The organism is Pontibacter locisalis (genome assembly GCF_042684605.1).
GTDB lineage: Bacteria > Bacteroidota > Bacteroidia > Cytophagales > Hymenobacteraceae > Pontibacter > Pontibacter locisalis.
This window is the reverse complement of the sequence record NZ_JBHULU010000015.1, coordinates 149623-166153: the sequence shown is the minus strand read 5'-3', so window position 1 is coordinate 166153 and position 16531 is coordinate 149623. Positions and strand designations below refer to the sequence as shown.

The 16531-nt window shown below is 44.5% G+C and carries 15 protein-coding genes; 6 read left to right on the top strand and 9 right to left on the bottom strand.

Features of this window, described 5'->3' with window-relative positions; translation table 11 throughout:
- Positions 1-266 precede the first annotated feature (266 nt).
- Both ACFSRY_RS10965 and ACFSRY_RS10960 read left to right on the top strand, forming a co-directional pair.
- A complete protein-coding gene (locus ACFSRY_RS10965) occupies positions 267-3164 on the top strand; it encodes a tetratricopeptide repeat protein (RefSeq protein ID WP_377506895.1) in 2898 nt (965 codons plus the stop codon).
- Between the two features lie 48 nt (positions 3165-3212).
- The gene (locus ACFSRY_RS10960; protein WP_377506892.1) at positions 3213-3785 is read left to right on the top strand and encodes a SixA phosphatase family protein; all 573 of its coding nucleotides are present in this window, start codon (positions 3213-3215) and stop codon (positions 3783-3785) included.
- A gap of 96 nt (positions 3786-3881) precedes the next feature.
- On the opposite strand, the gene ACFSRY_RS10955 is transcribed toward ACFSRY_RS10960, so the two are convergent.
- The 7 genes from ACFSRY_RS10955 to ACFSRY_RS10925 form a co-directional block, all read right to left on the bottom strand.
- Entirely contained in the window at positions 3882-4421 is a 540-nt protein-coding gene (locus ACFSRY_RS10955) for a DUF421 domain-containing protein (protein WP_377506889.1), read from the bottom strand.
- Entirely contained in the window at positions 4414-5427 is a 1014-nt protein-coding gene (locus ACFSRY_RS10950; RefSeq protein ID WP_377506886.1) for a potassium channel family protein, read from the bottom strand. Before ACFSRY_RS10950 ends, ACFSRY_RS10955 begins: the two co-directional genes overlap by 8 nt.
- Positions 5428-5648: 221 nt before the next feature.
- Complete coding sequence (locus ACFSRY_RS10945) at positions 5649-6080, bottom strand: RDD family protein (RefSeq protein WP_377506883.1); 432 nt, start codon at positions 6078-6080, stop codon at positions 5649-5651.
- Between the two features lie 156 nt (positions 6081-6236).
- Positions 6237-7232 carry a cytochrome c gene (locus ACFSRY_RS10940; protein ID WP_377506879.1) on the bottom strand — a complete coding sequence of 332 codons (996 nt, stop codon included), beginning with the start codon at positions 7230-7232 and terminating at the stop codon, positions 6237-6239.
- Positions 7233-7408: 176 nt separating this feature from the next.
- The gene (locus ACFSRY_RS10935; RefSeq protein WP_377506875.1) at positions 7409-9049 is read right to left on the bottom strand and encodes a M16 family metallopeptidase; all 1641 of its coding nucleotides are present in this window, start codon (positions 9047-9049) and stop codon (positions 7409-7411) included.
- Between the two features lie 43 nt (positions 9050-9092).
- Entirely contained in the window at positions 9093-10451 is a 1359-nt protein-coding gene (locus ACFSRY_RS10930; protein WP_377506872.1) for a M16 family metallopeptidase, read from the bottom strand.
- A gap of 207 nt (positions 10452-10658) precedes the next feature.
- Entirely contained in the window at positions 10659-12098 is a 1440-nt protein-coding gene (locus tag ACFSRY_RS10925; protein WP_377506869.1) for a dicarboxylate/amino acid:cation symporter, read from the bottom strand.
- Positions 12099-12457: 359 nt separating this feature from the next.
- Here ACFSRY_RS10925 and ACFSRY_RS10920 point away from each other — a divergent pair, with 359 nt between their 5' ends.
- The 4 genes from ACFSRY_RS10920 (at position 12458) to ACFSRY_RS10905 (ending at position 15343) form a co-directional block, all read left to right on the top strand.
- Positions 12458-12907, top strand: a complete 450-nt coding sequence (locus ACFSRY_RS10920; RefSeq protein ID WP_377506866.1) for a MarR family winged helix-turn-helix transcriptional regulator — start codon at positions 12458-12460, stop codon at positions 12905-12907.
- Between the two features lie 36 nt (positions 12908-12943).
- Entirely contained in the window at positions 12944-13597 is a 654-nt protein-coding gene (locus ACFSRY_RS10915) for a YceI family protein (RefSeq protein WP_377506862.1), read from the top strand.
- 198 nt (positions 13598-13795) lie between these two features.
- Positions 13796-14458 carry a YceI family protein gene (locus ACFSRY_RS10910; protein ID WP_377506859.1) on the top strand — a complete coding sequence of 221 codons (663 nt, stop codon included), beginning with the start codon at positions 13796-13798 and terminating at the stop codon, positions 14456-14458.
- A gap of 111 nt (positions 14459-14569) precedes the next feature.
- Entirely contained in the window at positions 14570-15343 is a 774-nt protein-coding gene (locus ACFSRY_RS10905; RefSeq protein ID WP_377506855.1) for a DUF6503 family protein, read from the top strand.
- Here ACFSRY_RS10905 and ACFSRY_RS10900 read toward each other — a convergent pair.
- Both ACFSRY_RS10900 and ACFSRY_RS10895 read right to left on the bottom strand, forming a co-directional pair.
- Positions 15340-15882 (bottom strand): hypothetical protein, encoded by a 543-nt coding sequence (locus ACFSRY_RS10900; RefSeq protein WP_377506852.1) that lies wholly within the window; start codon positions 15880-15882, stop codon positions 15340-15342. The two genes, ACFSRY_RS10905 and ACFSRY_RS10900, sit on opposite strands and share 4 nt — an antisense overlap.
- Positions 15883-15892: 10 nt before the next feature.
- Positions 15893-16501 carry a hypothetical protein gene (locus ACFSRY_RS10895; protein ID WP_377506849.1) on the bottom strand — a complete coding sequence of 203 codons (609 nt, stop codon included), beginning with the start codon at positions 16499-16501 and terminating at the stop codon, positions 15893-15895.
- Positions 16502-16531: the final 30 nt, after the last annotated feature.

The following is a 16531-nucleotide window of genomic DNA, read 5'->3' as shown; positions in this document are numbered from 1 at the left end:
TTGAATTAAAAAGAGGCTGCTTCTTACCAGAGGCAGCCTCTTTTGTTATACCCCTTACATTTCTGCCCGCCCTTCTTGCCTGATTCCTAATTCAGAATATCAAGGGCCTTTACCTAATCAGTCTCCCCCTTCATGTGTGGTAATAATTTTATACGAGCTGTTTTTATCCTTAGCATTTAGTGCTTAATTTTAAGAAAGCAGTAGAACATCCAACCTCTGATGGGAGGGAGAACTGTTGCTAGTACTTCAGCATGTAAGCCAGTTGTTTGAAGCCCTTAAAAATGAACATCCTGCCTATGTATTCTTTGCTAATGAAGCCGCTACTTCACTTCTCTCTAATATTTAGCTGCGTTACCGCCTTTGCGCAGCATCCTGATAATGTGGCTGATGTCCGGGAGAAATTAGCACAGGAAAGACAACAGGCAAGGCAGTCACAAAATGTAAGTCCTGCAGCGAAGGCAGAAAGGCTGCTTGAACTAGGGCAGTGGCAGGAGGCTGAAAAGGTAATATTGTCTGCGAAGCCAACGAATCAGGTGAAATTAGCAAAAGCTAAACTGACTTTGTTGCAGAATGAGTTTAAAGAGGCCGAACAGCTTGTAGCGGAAGTGCTGAAGCAGCAGCCAAACCAGCGCGAGGCGCTACTGCTGAAGAGCAAGCTACACATACAGGGCTGGGAGTTGGCACAGGCTAAAAGGTTAGCTGAGCAGCTGCTAAAAGTTAACCCTAAAGATGAAGAGGCGGCGCTGGCTATCGGGCGTGTGCTAATGCTGCAGAAAAAGTATGAAGAAGCGCTGGAGTGGGCAAAGAAGGTGCAGGGATGGAATCCCCAAAACGCTAACGCTTACCTGCTGGAGTCGGATGTGTACTTCTGGAATCAGAAACCTGAGCTTGCAGAGAAGCCGCTTATTACCAGCTTAACTCTAAATCCCTTCAACGCTGATGCACGATTTAATTATGGTTATGCCATCTGGCGAAGGGTGGATGCTACACAATTAAATGACATGGCCGCACAGTGGGAGTTGGCGCTGGAACTGAACCTGCTGCATTATGTAACGCACTGGCACTGGGGTAACGGGCATACAAACCTTACCTATGCCGACTATGCACAGCCTGAAGATGAACAAGTGCGGGAGGCCCTTAAACCTGCTGATAATCTTCTCTCAGAAAATAAGATAGAACAGGCCTTAGAGGAGATCAGGAAAGTACAGAAAAAGTTTCCCTCTTCTGTTTTGCCAGCAATGCTTCGTGGATCTGCCTACTATATGGCATTTGACATGAACCGGGACACGCGGCTGGATTCGGCACAGGCGATTTTCAGGCGTGTTCTAGAGAAGAAAAAGCATTATGGACCTGCGCACAATGCCATCGCGGCGGTTATTAAACAAAAGCAGTTAACCTATCTGCACAATTACGACTCACTGCAACAGGTAGTGCAGCAAACGATAATTAAAGATCCTGCAAATTTTGAAAAGGTGTTTCCGGATGTAAGCTATTACCCTGGTAACGAAGTACAGAAAATGGTGTGGTCGCAGTTGTATGAGAGCATCGTATACTTTCCTTTCCTCTCCAAGCAGGGCGAAAAATTTGTTATTCCGCCCTTGCACACCGATTTGGCAGTTGCCATGGGCTCACCATTTTTCCGGCAGGCCACAACCTTTGATAACCGCCAATGGATGGATATCAGAGGTGTAGGAAGCGGAGCTGCCGCCATAGAGTATGTGGTGCGTGGTTCTTACCTGGAGCGTAATGTTGTACTGCATGAATATGTGCATCTGTTTCATGGAAGCGTATTCACGGATGCTGAAAATCGTGCTGTGCGTCGTTTGTACTACAATGCTATGAAAGAAGGCCGCACCCTGGACTACTATTCAGCTAATAATGAGCACGAGTACCTTGCCCAGACCTACCCTGCTTACTTCGAGCCGGTGAAGGTGCATCCCTTAAACCACAAGTCCATCAATACCACCGCTGATCTTAAGGCGAAAGATCCGGAGCTGTATGATTTTCTGGATAAGCTGGTGGCAAGGCAGCGGGCTTACCTGGCAGGTAACAAACAGGCGATGGCCAGCAATTGGGCACAAGTATACCTGAACCTGGCGCAGGAAGCACAAAGCAAGAAAAATCATAGTAAAGCCACTGCTTTTCTGGACACTGCTTTGGTTTGGGACAGCAAGTACCAGCCTGCTTTGATAGCCTACGCAGGTGTAAAGCAGGAGCAGGGAACGTTTAAAGAGGCAAAGGATTGGCTGGAGAAAGCAAAAAAAGTAGATGCAAGTTATGCCCCTATTTATGTGGCAGAAGCAACTTTACTGGAAGCGCAAAAAAGAGCGGGTAAACTGGACGAGCAAGCGGCTTTACAGGCACAAATAGAGTTATACAAAAAAGCGCTGGAGCTGGAAAACGACCTGTTAATGCGTGCTTACACAAATGAGCAGTTCAGGCAGTTTTACCTGGATTATGGTATGGTGCCTGAAGCAATTGCTGTAGCGGAGGCTTATGTAGCGGATGCCCCAACTGTGTCAACTTATCTGCGTGACCGCAGGGATGAGGCCTTTTCTTTTGCCGCCTGGCTCCGCGGTACAGCTGTGAAGTCTGATAAAGCAGTACAGACCCTGGAAAAACTAGTAGCGTTAAAGCCGCAGAATTACCAGCTGCGCAAACAATATGCTGATGTGCTGGCAGCCCAGGGGAAATACCAGGAAGCATACAATACACTGGAGGAGGCACAGCGAATTCTTTTCGCCGCCGGCACACCAAGGTCAGATTTTATGGTGCAGATGGCCGCTTATAAAGCCAATATGGGAGATAAGGAAGGGGCTTTGGCAGTTCTACAGCCTATATTGGATGATAAAGTTAAAATGCGTGGAGAGCATTATGATCTGATAGGTTTGTTGGCAGACCTGGGCAAAGAAGAAGAGGCAGAAAAACTTCTAAAGGAGTTACCAGTTCCTCAGACAAGAAATGAAGCGGCGAAAAGGCAGTTTGTTAGGGCTCGTTTATTGGAAGCGGAAGGGAAAGCTAAGAAAGCGATTAAAGCTTATAAAGAAGGACTGCGCCTAAACCCATATCAACTGGAGATGAGAAAACGTTTAGGCAGCCTGCTGGAGGTAAAGGGTAAAAAGAAAGAGGCATTAGAGGTAAAAAACTTTAAGAAAAACCTGTAACATTGCATACACACACTAACAATAATTAACTAACCTAACAACTAAAGCATGAGTCTACGACTACTATCTTACATGTGGGTGCTGTTGTTGCTTTTTGCAACTGTAGCCTGCCGAAACGTGCCTTCCGGAAACGAAGGAGCTATTGAAATTGCCAACGCTGACCCTGATGAGATCAAGAATCAGCCTACTACAGTATACCTGGTGCGTCATGCTGAGAAAGATATCTCAAATCCATCGGATCAGGATCCTGGCTTAACGGCTGAAGGGGAAGCAAGAGCACAGGCGTTGCGAACGCTTCTGGAAGGGCAGAAAATAGATGCCTTGTATGCCACCAAATACAAGAGAACTAAAAATACATTAGTACCTTTGGCGCAGGCCCGCAACCTAGATGTGATAGAATATGAGGCCCATGATTTTAACGGGCTGGAAAATAAAATACTTCAGCAGTACCCTGGAGGAACGGTGGTAGTGGCTGGCCATTCTAATACCATACTCCCAATAGTAGAGGCCTTGGGTGCAAAACGTCCTGTGCCTGATATACCAGATAGCCAGTATGACTATATTTTTAAAGTGGTTGTAGCTGCGGATGGTACGGCCACTGTAGCTGCCGATAAATTTTAAAGGATCAGGAAGATACAAAAAGCCTCTGCAGAAGTACTGCAGAGGCTTTTACTTTTAAAATATCCGCTCTTAGAACAACAACCAGAGAATTAAAATTTATTTCTGGTTAGCCTGCTCCAGGTACTGATGCTGAAGCGTACTTTCTCCTTCTTTCTTAGACTTCTTTATTACAGACAGGCTACCACTCGTTTCCAGAATAATTGCCTCTACCTGATCCATATTCTCCAGCTTTTTTTCTCTCGCCGCTGCCAGCATTTCAGCCTTCCGTACCCGTTGTTTTTTCATCTCCCGCTCCAGGTATTGCCCCTGGTAGTAAAGAAGTGTAGGATTACCTGTTACAAAGCTGGCAAACTTCTCTGACCTTACCTCGAGCCAACTGACGATGTACTGCAGGCACACGAGCAGAGCAAATGTTACCAGTGCCTCTGACAAGGGCACTTGTTTTGCAGTAAGGACTCGTGCAAACACCGATCCCATTGCCACAGTGATAATAAAGTCAAAGGCATTCATGCTCAGTAGTGTACGCTTACCTGAGATCCGTAGCAGGAAAATAATACCTATATAAGTCAGGGTGCCTACTACCAGAATGCGTAGCAAGGGTTCAAACCCATTCCAGAAAAATATCGTTTTATCCATTTTGACTTTCTTTAATAGGAGGCCAATACCAGGCACCGTTCTGAATTACTCCATACAGGACTTTCCTGCGTTCCTTCATTTCATCAAGTTTAGCTTTGAATGTTTCATCATCAACAGTAGGAACGCCTTTTTCTCTTAACTTCGATAGGTCCGGAAGCGGAGGCACATCGTCAGAAGGTTTTATGTAAGCTCCACGCAGGGTATCTAGAAACGATTTTATTGAATTGCGTGAGCTCTTTAATATAGTGCCAGCCGGATGGTGTTTTTCAGGCACACCATATGTAATTATTGTCAATGCCTCATCAAGTGTGACTAACGCAATGGGATTGGCCTTTTGTGCGTTAGCAGCATGGTAGTAATGCAGTATAGGGTAGGCCATGTGTTGTTCAGTTAGCGTGGCAAGTGACCCGGATATAGAAGAAAGCTGTAGTTCTATGTCTCCAAAGCTGTCTCCTGTCCACTGGGAGGTAACAAAGTCCTCGGGGCTTGTTCCTATGCTTGTAACCTGGCTGGCAAATGCACGTTTGGCCACCACGGCAGAAATTATCTGTAGTATGTAAGTGACAGAAAGTGTAACCATCCCCATGCCTCCGAAAGCGACTAAGGAGCTACTTAACTCCCATGCGCTCGATGTTGGTACATAATCACCGTTACCCACTGTAAACATGGTGTAGGCAATGTACCAAATGTGGCCAATAAAATTCGGGTATGCCTTGGTTGTTGGGTTTTGTATAGAGTCTGGATCAGCATAGAAAATCAGGCTCCAGCCCAGAAGTATCAGGATGATCCAAACTGATATGGTGGTTACTAAAATGATTGGACCAGATAGGCTCAGGAGTTTGTGCCTTTTCAAGCCCGTGATAGTACGCATCAGCTTCCAAATGAGAGTAGTGAGGCGACCGGTTAATGGAGCAGAGTGTCCGTCTATCCATATAGTAGTCCAAAGTCCTTCAATGAAGGCCCAGCCTGTAATAATAATACCACCAATTAAGTACAAGTAATTCATATTCTGCAGTTATTGCTGTAAGGCAGGTGGCTTCTTTTTTATAGCCACTTGCAAGCAACTAACCTCTAACCGGTGTTCCTGTTTTTATATGAAAGGGGCAGTAGAGGAAATTTACTTTTATTCTGCTTGTACCATTTCTAGGAGGGTATGGTTACCCACTCCTGGCAGGAGAGTGGCTTTAGTACTACTACAGCACCTCAGGGTCTTGTAAAGAGAAAAAGTTAGTAGGCTATGACCTGTGAGTTTGACAGTCTGTCGTGGAAAGTGATTTTAGTTGTGCCAGGAATACCAAATATGAAACGCACAATTACCAGAATAACAGATACAGGTTTTGCAAAATATCGGATAGTAGCGGACTTGAAAGAAATTCTTTTTCCGGTGGTGTTTACAACCCGTAAACCTACCAGATATTTGCCAAGCGTTGCCTGACAGGCGCACGTTTCTGTGCCAGCGAAATACAGCCAGCCCAGGAGGAAATGGAGAAAACGTTCTGCTTTAAAAAAGTAAGCCTGATCATCGCTGCTAAATGTGAGGTAGTCTGTTATACCTACCAAAGTAAGTAACAGTAATACATCTACCGTAAACGCTACTACACGTTTACTTAAATCAGCAAGCTCAACCTTCTTATCTGTCTGCGTATAAAGTGCTTGCATATATTAGTTTAAGATACTCTTGCACCTTCTTATACTTAGAGAAGGCAAGTTAGTTTCAGGTATACATAAGTATTTGATTAAACGTAGGTTATATTATTTATGGCCAGCCAAATCATCTTGGCTGGCCATAAATCAGGAGTTGTCTTGCTACTTAATTTATGGAGCAGCTGTAAAACGCACCACCTTGTTCTGGTTTGGCTCCACTGTTCTCAGGTATTTATAGATCGCACGCAAATCTTCTTCTTTCATGCCCGCATACATGATCCAGGGCATGATGGTATTCATCCCGTTTGGATCAACTTTTTGTGAGGCCATGGCCGGATCAGCGTACATTTTAAAGCGTTGTACAAACATATCTTCTGACCAAGTGCCTATACCTGTTTCTTTATCAGGAGTGATGTTAGCTGAGCGAACGATGTTTCCGTTCGGAAAAGGAAACTCAAAGCCACCGGCCAAATGCTTACCCTCAATCGGTGCACCTTTTTCCTGTGGGGTATGGCAATCTGCGCAAGCTGCAATGGTAAACAGATACTTTCCGCGTGCCACCTCATCACCTAAAGCCGTTTCCTCAACGCCACTTGCATCTTCTTTTAATGGCATGGTACGCATGATCAGATTCATTGGGAAGTCAGGATCTGGAGCAGGAACTTTGTTACTTATAGGTGCCAGAGTGCGTATGTAGGCAATAATGGCGTATGCATCTTGTTTAGACATCTGGTTGTAGGCTTTGTAAGGCATAACCGGGAAGAGAGGTTCGCCGTCTTTGCTTACACCTCTGGTTATTGCGCGGTATATTTCTCCGTCAGTCCAGTTACCTAAACCGGTTTCTTTATCAGATGAAATGTTTCGTGCATAGAATACGCCCGGAAATCCCATGGAATGGTCAAACCTGTCACCACCCTTGCCTTCAGTGCCAGGTATGGGAGGCCCGGCATATTTGCTCCAGTCTCTTTCAGAGTGACAATCTATACAAATAGCCACATGATTGGCCAGATATTCACCCCGTTCAACCAAGGCAGGTGCTTTCGTTATGGTGATAGCAGGGGCAGCATCTACATTAGGAAAAGCATACTGCATGTAAAGTATACCTGCTGCAGCGATAGCGACAATCGCTACAGCTATATAGCCAACTATTTTGAGTGCTTTTTTCATAGGTTTATCCTGTACAGAAATAAAATTTTAATTTAAATATTTATAAAAAATATTAAATAAACAAAATTATATCAACAGAAAAGTAAGGTTTTTAGCAGATGATACTTTTATCCGGGTGTGGTCACAAAAAAAAGCCGCAGACGGATCATCTGCGGCTTTTTTAAGACTGTCGATTCTTATTTAAAAGTTTCCTTGCTGTCTATGATCTTCACGTCTTTCACATTCAACTCATAGTTGGCAATTTGATTATCCTCCGCTATTACCTCCTGTGGCAATCCTTCTCTTACAAGGTTAGAATAGCTCATTGGAGAAGGCGTATTGTTCAGGAGAGCCTGTTTTAAAGGCTCAGCCTCACTGTCATCTGTTACAATAGTAATGAACATGTTGTCCGTCTGCCAGTACTTCTTCACTGCATTATTTACATCTTCCACGGTCAGGTTTGCCAGTAAACGGTCCAGCTCCTGAATATAGTCTTTCCTGCCATAGAAGCGGGAGTCCATCAGGTAGCCAAGTTGCTTTTCCTGTGTCTGGATATAAAGTTTGATATAGGAGCGAAGGAATTTGCGCGTCAGTTCAAACTCTTCCTGTGTCATTCCATTCTGAATCAGGTTGTCTACTTCACGGATAGCAAGACGCAGTGCAAAGTGTGCGTGGCCTACGTCTATATCTTTTAACTCAGAATACTGCTTCTTCAGGCCTTCCGCAATCTGTACCGGGCGGATCCATAGGGCAAAGTAGTTGGATGAACGAGGTACCCCCGGATTTGGTAACTGAAAGCTGCCACCCTGGTCGTACCATTCGATATAAGAGTAATCCCCATAGTTCATGGAACGGGTCGTGCGGATTTTGTCATATAGCTTGCCGTAGCTCTTACGGTGCTCCCCTAAGAAGGAGTTAGCAACCATGAGTGCTGCAAATTCATCAGCAGACCGGGTAACAGGCATCGGAGTTCCTGTGAAAACGGCTGACCCAAGTGCATCGTCTTTTTTGATGATCTCTACCTGAATTCCGTTTGGTTTGTTTGGTTGACCAGCTTTTGGGATGTTTGGCTTTACATCAGACATTTGGGCTACATCTGCCTTTAACTTATTCAGAAACTCATCGCTGTAGTTTCCGGCTACGCCTATCAGCACATTGTTTTGGGTAAAGTAGTTGCGCCAGTGGTTCTTTACGTCCTCCAGGGTAATGTTCGGCACACTGGCTGAAGTTCCTTCCACCACATGCTGGTAATTGGTGCCACGGAACAAGAGGTCTTCCAGGGCTTTCTTACTATACTCTTCGTCAGAAGAAGCTCTTATCACCTGGTCAACAAAATTCTGCTGGTTCGACTTTACCCGCTTAAAGTCCTCTTCGGCAAAGGCCGGGTTCAGCATAAGGCCACGGATGATGGAGTAGAATTCGTCTAGGAAGTCTTTGTGAACGGCAAACGTAAATACGGTTACCTCTTTGTCAACGTTAGTATAGTAATCTGCAGCCCACGGGTAGATCTTGTCCTTGATCTGTGATATGGTCATGTCTTTGGTACCACTTTCCATGATCATTCGGGCAGTGGCATAGTTTAAGCCCTCTTTCCCCTCTGGATCAGACATGGAGCCATTCTTAAACATCAGTTTTATAATTACTTTATTTGACTCCGGCTGCTTAAGTTCTACCACTTTGCCTGGCCCAAAAGCCTCGTTGGCATCATAGGCAGCAGTTGTTGTAGTAGCAGGTGCGGTTGTTGCAGTCTCTGTGGTTTGCTGTGATACCTGTGGCTGCTTGGAGCAGGAGACTGCCAGTAGGGCAACAGGTAAAATATAGGCAGCTATTTTTTTCATGCTTGTTATCTTCATGTCTTTGAACATATAATCAGTTGACAGCTTACTTTACAGGCGTATTATCTGTCGGAGCAATGGTTCCAACTGTCATGGTCTGTGGTGTGAAGTACTTCTTGGCAACATTCATCAGGTCTTGCGCTGTGATGGTATCAAACACGCTGTAAATGTTGTTAATAGACTCCGGATCGCCGGTTAGCCAGATGAAGCGAGCCAGCGAGTTGGCAATGGCATCAGGGCTGTCCTGGCTCATGGCAAAGCTGTACTTTATGCGGGACTTGGTGTCTTCTATCTTCTTCGCATCAATAGGTTTTGTCTTTGCCTCATTCAGTGCCTTCATCATCTCATCTTTTACATACTTCATGTCTTCAGCTTTAAGAAGCGATGCAGACACAGAAATAAGGTTTGGATCGCGGGAGAACTGAGGACCACCCGCAATAAAGCGTGCTTTCTGCTCGTCTACTACCAGTTTGCGGTACAAGTCGGAGTTCTCTGAAAAAAGAATGGTAGAAAGAATACTTAAAGCAGGCAGATCTTTGTCCTTGTCAGAGAAAGCCGGGCCTTTAAAGTTCAGGCTCAGGTACGGCGGAAACCCCTGCTGCTTTACGTGAGCATAGCGAGTTTCTTTTTGTACGGGCTCCTTCGGAATTTCAGGCTTATAGGTGCCGCGTTTCCAGTCTCCGAAGTACTGTTGTGCAAGCGTATTTACACGCTCCGGAGTCACATCTCCTACAACAACAATGGTGGTGTATTCAGGACGATAAAAGCGATCAAAGAAAACCAGAGAGTAATCGTACTGGTTTGGCATGTCTACCACATCCTCGAAGAAACCCATGGTAGTATGGGAATAGGTATGCTCTTGGAAAGCAGTGCTTACAAGTTTCTCGTAGAGCTGCTGATAAGGGCTGGCAGAATTTTTTGTGTACTCGCCTTTCACGGCGCCGGCCTCTGTCTTGAAGTCGTGCACGCTGTACTTCAGGTTCTGGAACCGGTCAGCCTCGATCTCGAACATTTTATCAAGCATTTCCGCATTTCCGGTCATGTGGTATACCGTCCTGTCGATGGAAGTATTGGCATTGGCAGCGGCACCCATGGCTTTCATGATGTCTCCATAATCTTCTTTGGAATACTTTTCAGTACCCCGGAACATCATATGTTCAAAGAAGTGTGCAAACCCGGTTTTGCCTTTTTCTACCTCCTCACGGGAACCAGCACGAACAACAATATAAAATGCTGCTAAGCCTGGACTGTTGTATGGAACGGTTACTACGTTCAGCCCGTTTGGCAGCTTTTCCTGATGAATAGGGTAGGGTAAGATTTTGTCTTTCTGACTGCTCTGCTGTGCTATTGCCGATGAAATGGCAAAAAGAAGGAGCAGCAGCAATGCTAAGATTCTGTTTTTCATAGGACGTTCTTTTTTTTGATGTGTATACTGCCAATAGGCAACTTTATATACATAAAGATAAAGAAACCCTTTAAGCAAGTCAAAATACACGCTGAAAGGGGGCACTACATCTGCAAACCTCCTTTTTTGCTCGCTGAACCTTACAGTGTAAAAGCAACAGGCCCGACTACTATAGTCGGGCCTGTTGCTTTTGCTTAAAAAGGACACCTAAACAAGCTCCGGGGTTCTGTCTTCTTCCGCAGGGATTTGTGACTCGAGTTCAGGATTCGTCGTTTCCACCAGTCCAACTTCTGGTTCAGGGTTGAATTCACCTTCCCATCGGGCTACTACCGCTGTTGCAAGGCAGTTGCCGGTTACGTTCACAGAAGTTCGGGCCATGTCCATCAACTCATCAATACCAAGTATGGCAAACACAGGCCAAACAGGTAAGTTGAAAGAGGCAACTGTTCCCAGAAGAATAACTAGTGATGCACGTGGTACACCTGCCACCCCCTTACTTGTCAGCATCAGGGTAAACACCATCACCAATTGCTGCTCCCAAGATAAATCGATGCCGGCGGCCTGGGCCACAAACACAGAGGCCAGGGCCAGGTAAAGGGTGGTGCCGTCGAGGTTGAAGCTATAGCCGGTAGGCATAACGAAAGCAACGATTTTACGCGGCACACCCAGCTTTTCCATTTCTTCCATAGCTCGAGGCAGGGCAGCCTCCGAACTGGTGGTGGCAAAAGCGATTGAAACTGGACCCGAAATGGCCTGTAGGAACCGCTTGATCGGAACGCGGGCAATAAGTGCCACCGGCAATAAAACAACCAGTACAAAAACAATAAGTGCTACATACAGTGTGGCCAGTAACTGGAAGAGGTTAACCAGGATACCGAGACCCATGTGTCCAACAGTATAGGCAATGGCTGCACCAACACCTATCGGAGCAAAATACATGATGATATTCGTGAACTTAAACATGGTTTCGGAAAGGCTCTCACAGAAATCAAGCATAGGCTTACGCTTCTTCTCCGACACCATAGCCAGGCCAATAGCAAAGAGCACACTAAAGATAACAATCTGAAGCACCTGCCCTTCTGCCACGGACTTAGCAATGTTCTCCGGGAAAACGTGCAGGATAATATCAGATGCTGACTGTTTGGCGGGTGCCTGTATTTCGTCTGTTTGCGCAATGCCGGACATGTCGATGCCTTTTCCGGCTCCGCTCAGGTTAATAGCAGCCAGGCCAATGAACAAGGCAAGAGTAGTTACAATTTCAAAGTATACAATGGCTTTCCATCCCATGCTTCCCACCTGTTTCAGGTTTGAGTGGCCAGCAATACCCACTACCAGCGTCGCAAAAATCAATGGTGCAATGATGGTCTTAATGAGCTTCAGGAAGACCTTGCTGAGTACATTGAGATCTGTGGCAAAGGCAGGAAAATCGTACCCGATCTCTGCTCCTACCAGCATACTGATAAGAATCCAGGTAGTAAGAGAGCGTTTTTGCACGCCATACATCAGCAAAACACCAAGGCCGGCCCAGCGCACAGCCATCAGCACATCTGCCGGCAAAGAAAGAAAACCATACTGCTGCAGTACAGTAAGAATGGCAGCCAATGTGATGCACACCAGGGTAGCCAGCGGTAAAAATGACTTTTTCATAAATAAATGTAATAGCAGGATCTTGCGTAGCTGCCGGTATAAGACTCTCTCTATAGCTAAGCTTCTAAAGCATTTAAAATTCACTTAAAATGCAAAAGGCATAGCGATAAAAATTTAGCAAATATAGGTGCTTGTTTCACATTGCCAAATAGCCTGCACTCTAATTGCAAAACTAAATTTAAAACCGGTGGTTATAGGTGGGAATTAATGGTCTGACTGCCTGATACAGTAGTAGGTACAGGTGTGTGGCAACTAAAAAATTGCGTTCTTGTGAAACCTTTTGAAAAAATTTCTGTTGATATGTTTGTACATTAAATGTATGTACATATATTTGCAGTGTCATCTTAAACGAATAGTGAATGAAGTTAGAAGACGAGATCAAGCAAAGCTCCTTTAAAAGTGCTCATCAAAAAGCACATATAAACCTGATTTATACATCAGGGTGGATACAGCAGCAACAGGCTGCCCTGTTCAAGCCTTTTGGAGTAACGCTTCCTCAGTTTAACGTATTGCGCATTCTGCGGGGGCAGCACCCGAAACCTGCTACGATCAGTTTATTAATTGAGCGAATGCTGGATAAAACTTCTAATGCTTCCCGCATTGTAGACAAACTAGAGGTGAAAGGACTTGTAACCAGGAAGCAGTGCCCCGCTGACAGGCGTACTGTAGATGTGCTTATCACAGATAAAGGCCTTGCTCTATTAAGCGATATGGACTCTTTAGAAGGTGGTTTTGGTACAGGTATCAAAAACCTATCGGAGGAGGAGGCTGAGCAGCTAAATATATTGCTGGATAAGATCAGAGACTAAAATCATATCAAAAAAACAGAAATAAATAAAAAGACGATGAAAAAGTTCGCAATTCTTGCTTCACTTGCTGGTGCTATGATTTTTACAGCAAATGCCGGCAACACAACTAAAAACAATACAACTGCTACAGAAGTAGCTACTCCGGCTAAAGCGCGTGCTTATAATGTGGATCTGGCTAAGAGCGAGGTGAAATGGCATGCGAAAAAAGTAACTGGCGAGCACATGGGAACAATTGGTGTGAGCAATGGCCAATTACTGGTGAATGGAAATAAAGTAACCGGAGGTACTTTTACAATTGATATGAATTCGATTATATGTACTGATATCAAGGATGCCAACTATAATCAGAAACTTGTTGGGCACCTGAAGTCGGATGACTTTTTCAGTGTTGAGAAACACCCAACAGCAACTTTCACTATCACTAAGGTAAAACCAATTGCTAATGCAGCCGCTGGTGAGCCAAATCATACAGTAACCGGTGATCTTACAATTAAAGGTATTACAAAGTCTATCAGCTTTCCGGCAACTGTTGCTGTAAAGAATGGTGTAGCTACTGCTAAAGCAGATATAACCATAGACCGCTCTAAGTTTGATGTGCGTTATGGCTCTAAAAGCTTCTTCGATAACTTAGGCGATAAAGCTATCTATGATGACTTTGTAGTATCACTTAATGTGACTGCAAAGCAGTAGTTAGTTTAGAAACACAAGCCACTCTGTCTTTTAATCAGGATGGGGTGGCTTTTTCTTTTATGCTGGTAGTGCTTCCGCTAATTAATTATAGGGAGTTAAGAATAAATCAGGAGAAACAATACCAGACTTATTTTGTATAGACATTTATTGTATGTACATTTAAAATTGTCATTCCTAATTACAAGTAAATTTATAGACATGAAAAAGACATTATTTTATTCATCTTTTGCAGCAGTCCTTTTAATGACTGCCTGTGGTGATGCAACAAATGAAAACACTGAGAACACCACTATTGTGGCAGAGGAGCCGGTTGCTGCTGAAGGTCAGGCTTATGAAATTGTAGAGGAAGAAAGTAAGGTTAACTGGCACGGTACAAAAGTGGCCGGTGAGCACAGGGGTGAAATTGAGCTACAAGATGGACAGCTTCTTGTTAACAATAATCAATTAGCTGGCGGTACTGTTGTGGTTGATATGAAGACGATAACAAATTCTGACATTGAGGCAGAAGAGGACAGAACCAAATTAGAAGGTCATTTGAAGTCTGATGATTTTTTCGGTGTTGAAAAATATCCTACTGCAACTTTTGAGATCACGAATGCCACACCGGTAGCTAATGCAGGAGCCGGGCAGCCGAACTACAACGTGGAGGGTAACCTTACTATTAAAGAGAAGACTGAGAAGGTGAGCTTCCCAGCTACAGTTCAGATGAAGGGGAACATGGTAAAAGCTTCAGCAGATGTAACTGTAGATCGCTCTAAATTCGATGTGCGATATGGTTCTAACAGCTTCTTTGATAATTTAGGTGATAAGGCTATATCAGATGAATTTACCATCTCTTTTGATGTAACTGCAAAGCAGTAATAAATTTTTAGTTGAAAGAGCCGCTCCACACTATCTAAAAAGTGCGGAGCGGCTCTTTCAATTTAATTCTATTAGCTCTAATGCCTATCTTTGGGGAAACCTCAATTTTAAATGAAACTAACACAGAACTTCCTCGCTCTATTCCTTATAGTCTTGTCTGCCCTTTTCATATTTGCATGCAAACAAAAAGAGAAGCCTGATGCACAGAAGGTTGTTGATGCAGCCATAGCTGCACATGGTGGTGCTAACCTTGATCAGAGTGTTGTAAGCTTCAGGTTGCGGGATAAGCATTACCGGGCATTAAGAGATAACGGTGCTTTTATTTACAGTCGCACTTTTACTGACGATTCTACGGGGCAGCGGGTATACGATGTATTGAGCAACAGTGAGTTTAAGCGTACCATGAATGATGTGGAAGTTGAGTTGCCACAGGAGCGGAAGGATGCTTTTACCTCTTCTGTAAACTCCGTGATTTACTTTGCAATGCTTCCATACTTCCTGAATGATGCTGCTGTACAAAAAGAGTATATAGGAGAGGCAAGCATAAAGGGAGAGCCTTATCACAAAATTAAAATCACGTTTGCCCAGGAGGGAGGTGGTGAAGACCACGAGGATGAATATATCTATTGGATTCATCAGAAGCGGAATACAATGGACTACCTTGCCTATAGCTACAAAGAAGAAGACGGTATCGGTACCCGTTTTAGGGAAGCTGTAAATCCACGTGAAATTGGCGGGATACGGTTTCAGGATTACATCAATTATACATCAAATGAGGACTTACCGATTGAGCAGTATGATAAAGCCTTTGAAGCTGGTAAACTGGAAAAAGTCTCTGATATAAATCTGGAGGAGATAAAGGTAGGGGAGTTGCCAAAGAATTAATCCACCTCGAACTCCTGAGGGAGAGCAACAGTCAGAGGCTTTTTGCGGCTGTGTACCTGCTGCAAAAAATCATCTAATTCAGACTTGTACTCCAGGTAGTAGTCCTCGTGAAGATTTTTTCGGATGAGCTGCATAGTGCGTAGCAACAATCTGGCAGAAGCAGTATAAAAGCCTTTGTAGTAGCTGTCAAACTGGCCTGTAAAGTTATTGAAGATTAATCGCAAAGTGTACAAGTGCAATTCGATTTCAGACTTTGGCTCCTTCGTAACCCGCTTAAAACGTGCAATCTCTTTCTGTGATTTTCGCAGAGCCTTTGTCAGTGCTTTAGCAAGACTGCGGCCACTGGCATTAATCAGCAGTTCATGAATCTTATCGGCGCTTTGCTCATACACCTCCTCCAGCGTTAGCTCCTGCAACTCATAAGAAAGCATGTCATAAAGTTCAGAATCCCTTCGGACGGCCTTAAGTATAATGGCTTCTTTCTCTTTATCGCTCAGTTGTTTTACTGCTTTGCGAAAGGCCGGGGAAACTGCTGGCATAAACTAGTGGCTACGGGAGATTTTGCAGATCCAACAGGTCTTGCTGGCGTGCTGATGCCTGTTTGTTTTTCTTGAGATCGTCCAGGCTTATAAAACTGGCCATTACTTCCCCGAAAGGCATTACAGATTTGTTTTTCCAGCATTCGTCAAAATCTACGCCCGCTAAGCCTGTTGATAGATCGATCCGGTTTGGCGGGTATCCTAATTGTACTACAACATCAGGAGTGGTTAAGTCTTCCAAATTAACATCCTCCTCCGAGTAGCCAAGCTTTTTGAGAACGTTTAGTACTTTTCCTGCATTCTCTACGGTAGGGTTAATCCAGATATCAATATCACCGGTATAGCGGGGATAGCCATAAAGGGCCACCGCAAAGCCTCCTGCAATTAGATACTCTACTTCGCAGGCGCTTATTTCTTTTAAAAAATCCTGAAAATTGTGTGTCAGCTCCATTTTTACTAAAAATCGGTACTGGTCGCGTAACTGTTCCAGGGCCGCTAATCGGGCCTCTGGTGCCAGGGACAACCAATACACAAGGTCATTGTTGCTGTCCGACAATTTTTTTTTACTAACCGCTCTGCTTGCCGGTAGGGGCAGAGGGGAGCCTGCTTTCTGTTTCAAATCCTTAAAGGTTTTTGGCTAAAAATAGCC

Excerpts from the sequence above, each read along its gene's own strand:
- ACFSRY_RS10905 (WP_377506855.1), top strand. The coding sequence starts at position 14,570 with ATGAAACTAACACAGAACTTCCTCGCTCTATTCCTTATAGTCTTGTCT.
- ACFSRY_RS10960 (WP_377506892.1), top strand. The coding sequence starts at position 3,213 with ATGAGTCTACGACTACTATCTTACATGTGGGTGCTGTTGTTGCTTTTT.
- ACFSRY_RS10920 (WP_377506866.1), top strand. The coding sequence starts at position 12,458 with ATGAAGTTAGAAGACGAGATCAAGCAAAGCTCCTTTAAAAGTGCTCAT.
- ACFSRY_RS10900 (WP_377506852.1), bottom strand. The coding sequence starts at position 15,882 with ATGCCAGCAGTTTCCCCGGCCTTTCGCAAAGCAGTAAAACAACTGAGC.
- ACFSRY_RS10910 (WP_377506859.1), top strand. The coding sequence starts at position 13,796 with ATGAAAAAGACATTATTTTATTCATCTTTTGCAGCAGTCCTTTTAATG.
- ACFSRY_RS10930 (WP_377506872.1), bottom strand. The coding sequence starts at position 10,451 with ATGAAAAACAGAATCTTAGCATTGCTGCTGCTCCTTCTTTTTGCCATT.
- ACFSRY_RS10935 (WP_377506875.1), bottom strand. The coding sequence starts at position 9,049 with ATGAAAAAAATAGCTGCCTATATTTTACCTGTTGCCCTACTGGCAGTC.
- ACFSRY_RS10940 (WP_377506879.1), bottom strand. The coding sequence starts at position 7,232 with ATGAAAAAAGCACTCAAAATAGTTGGCTATATAGCTGTAGCGATTGTC.
- ACFSRY_RS10950 (WP_377506886.1), bottom strand. The coding sequence starts at position 5,427 with ATGAATTACTTGTACTTAATTGGTGGTATTATTATTACAGGCTGGGCC.
- ACFSRY_RS10925 (WP_377506869.1), bottom strand. The coding sequence starts at position 12,098 with ATGAAAAAGTCATTTTTACCGCTGGCTACCCTGGTGTGCATCACATTG.
- ACFSRY_RS10955 (WP_377506889.1), bottom strand. The coding sequence starts at position 4,421 with ATGGATAAAACGATATTTTTCTGGAATGGGTTTGAACCCTTGCTACGC.
- ACFSRY_RS10945 (WP_377506883.1), bottom strand. The coding sequence starts at position 6,080 with ATGCAAGCACTTTATACGCAGACAGATAAGAAGGTTGAGCTTGCTGAT.
- ACFSRY_RS10915 (WP_377506862.1), top strand. The coding sequence starts at position 12,944 with ATGAAAAAGTTCGCAATTCTTGCTTCACTTGCTGGTGCTATGATTTTT.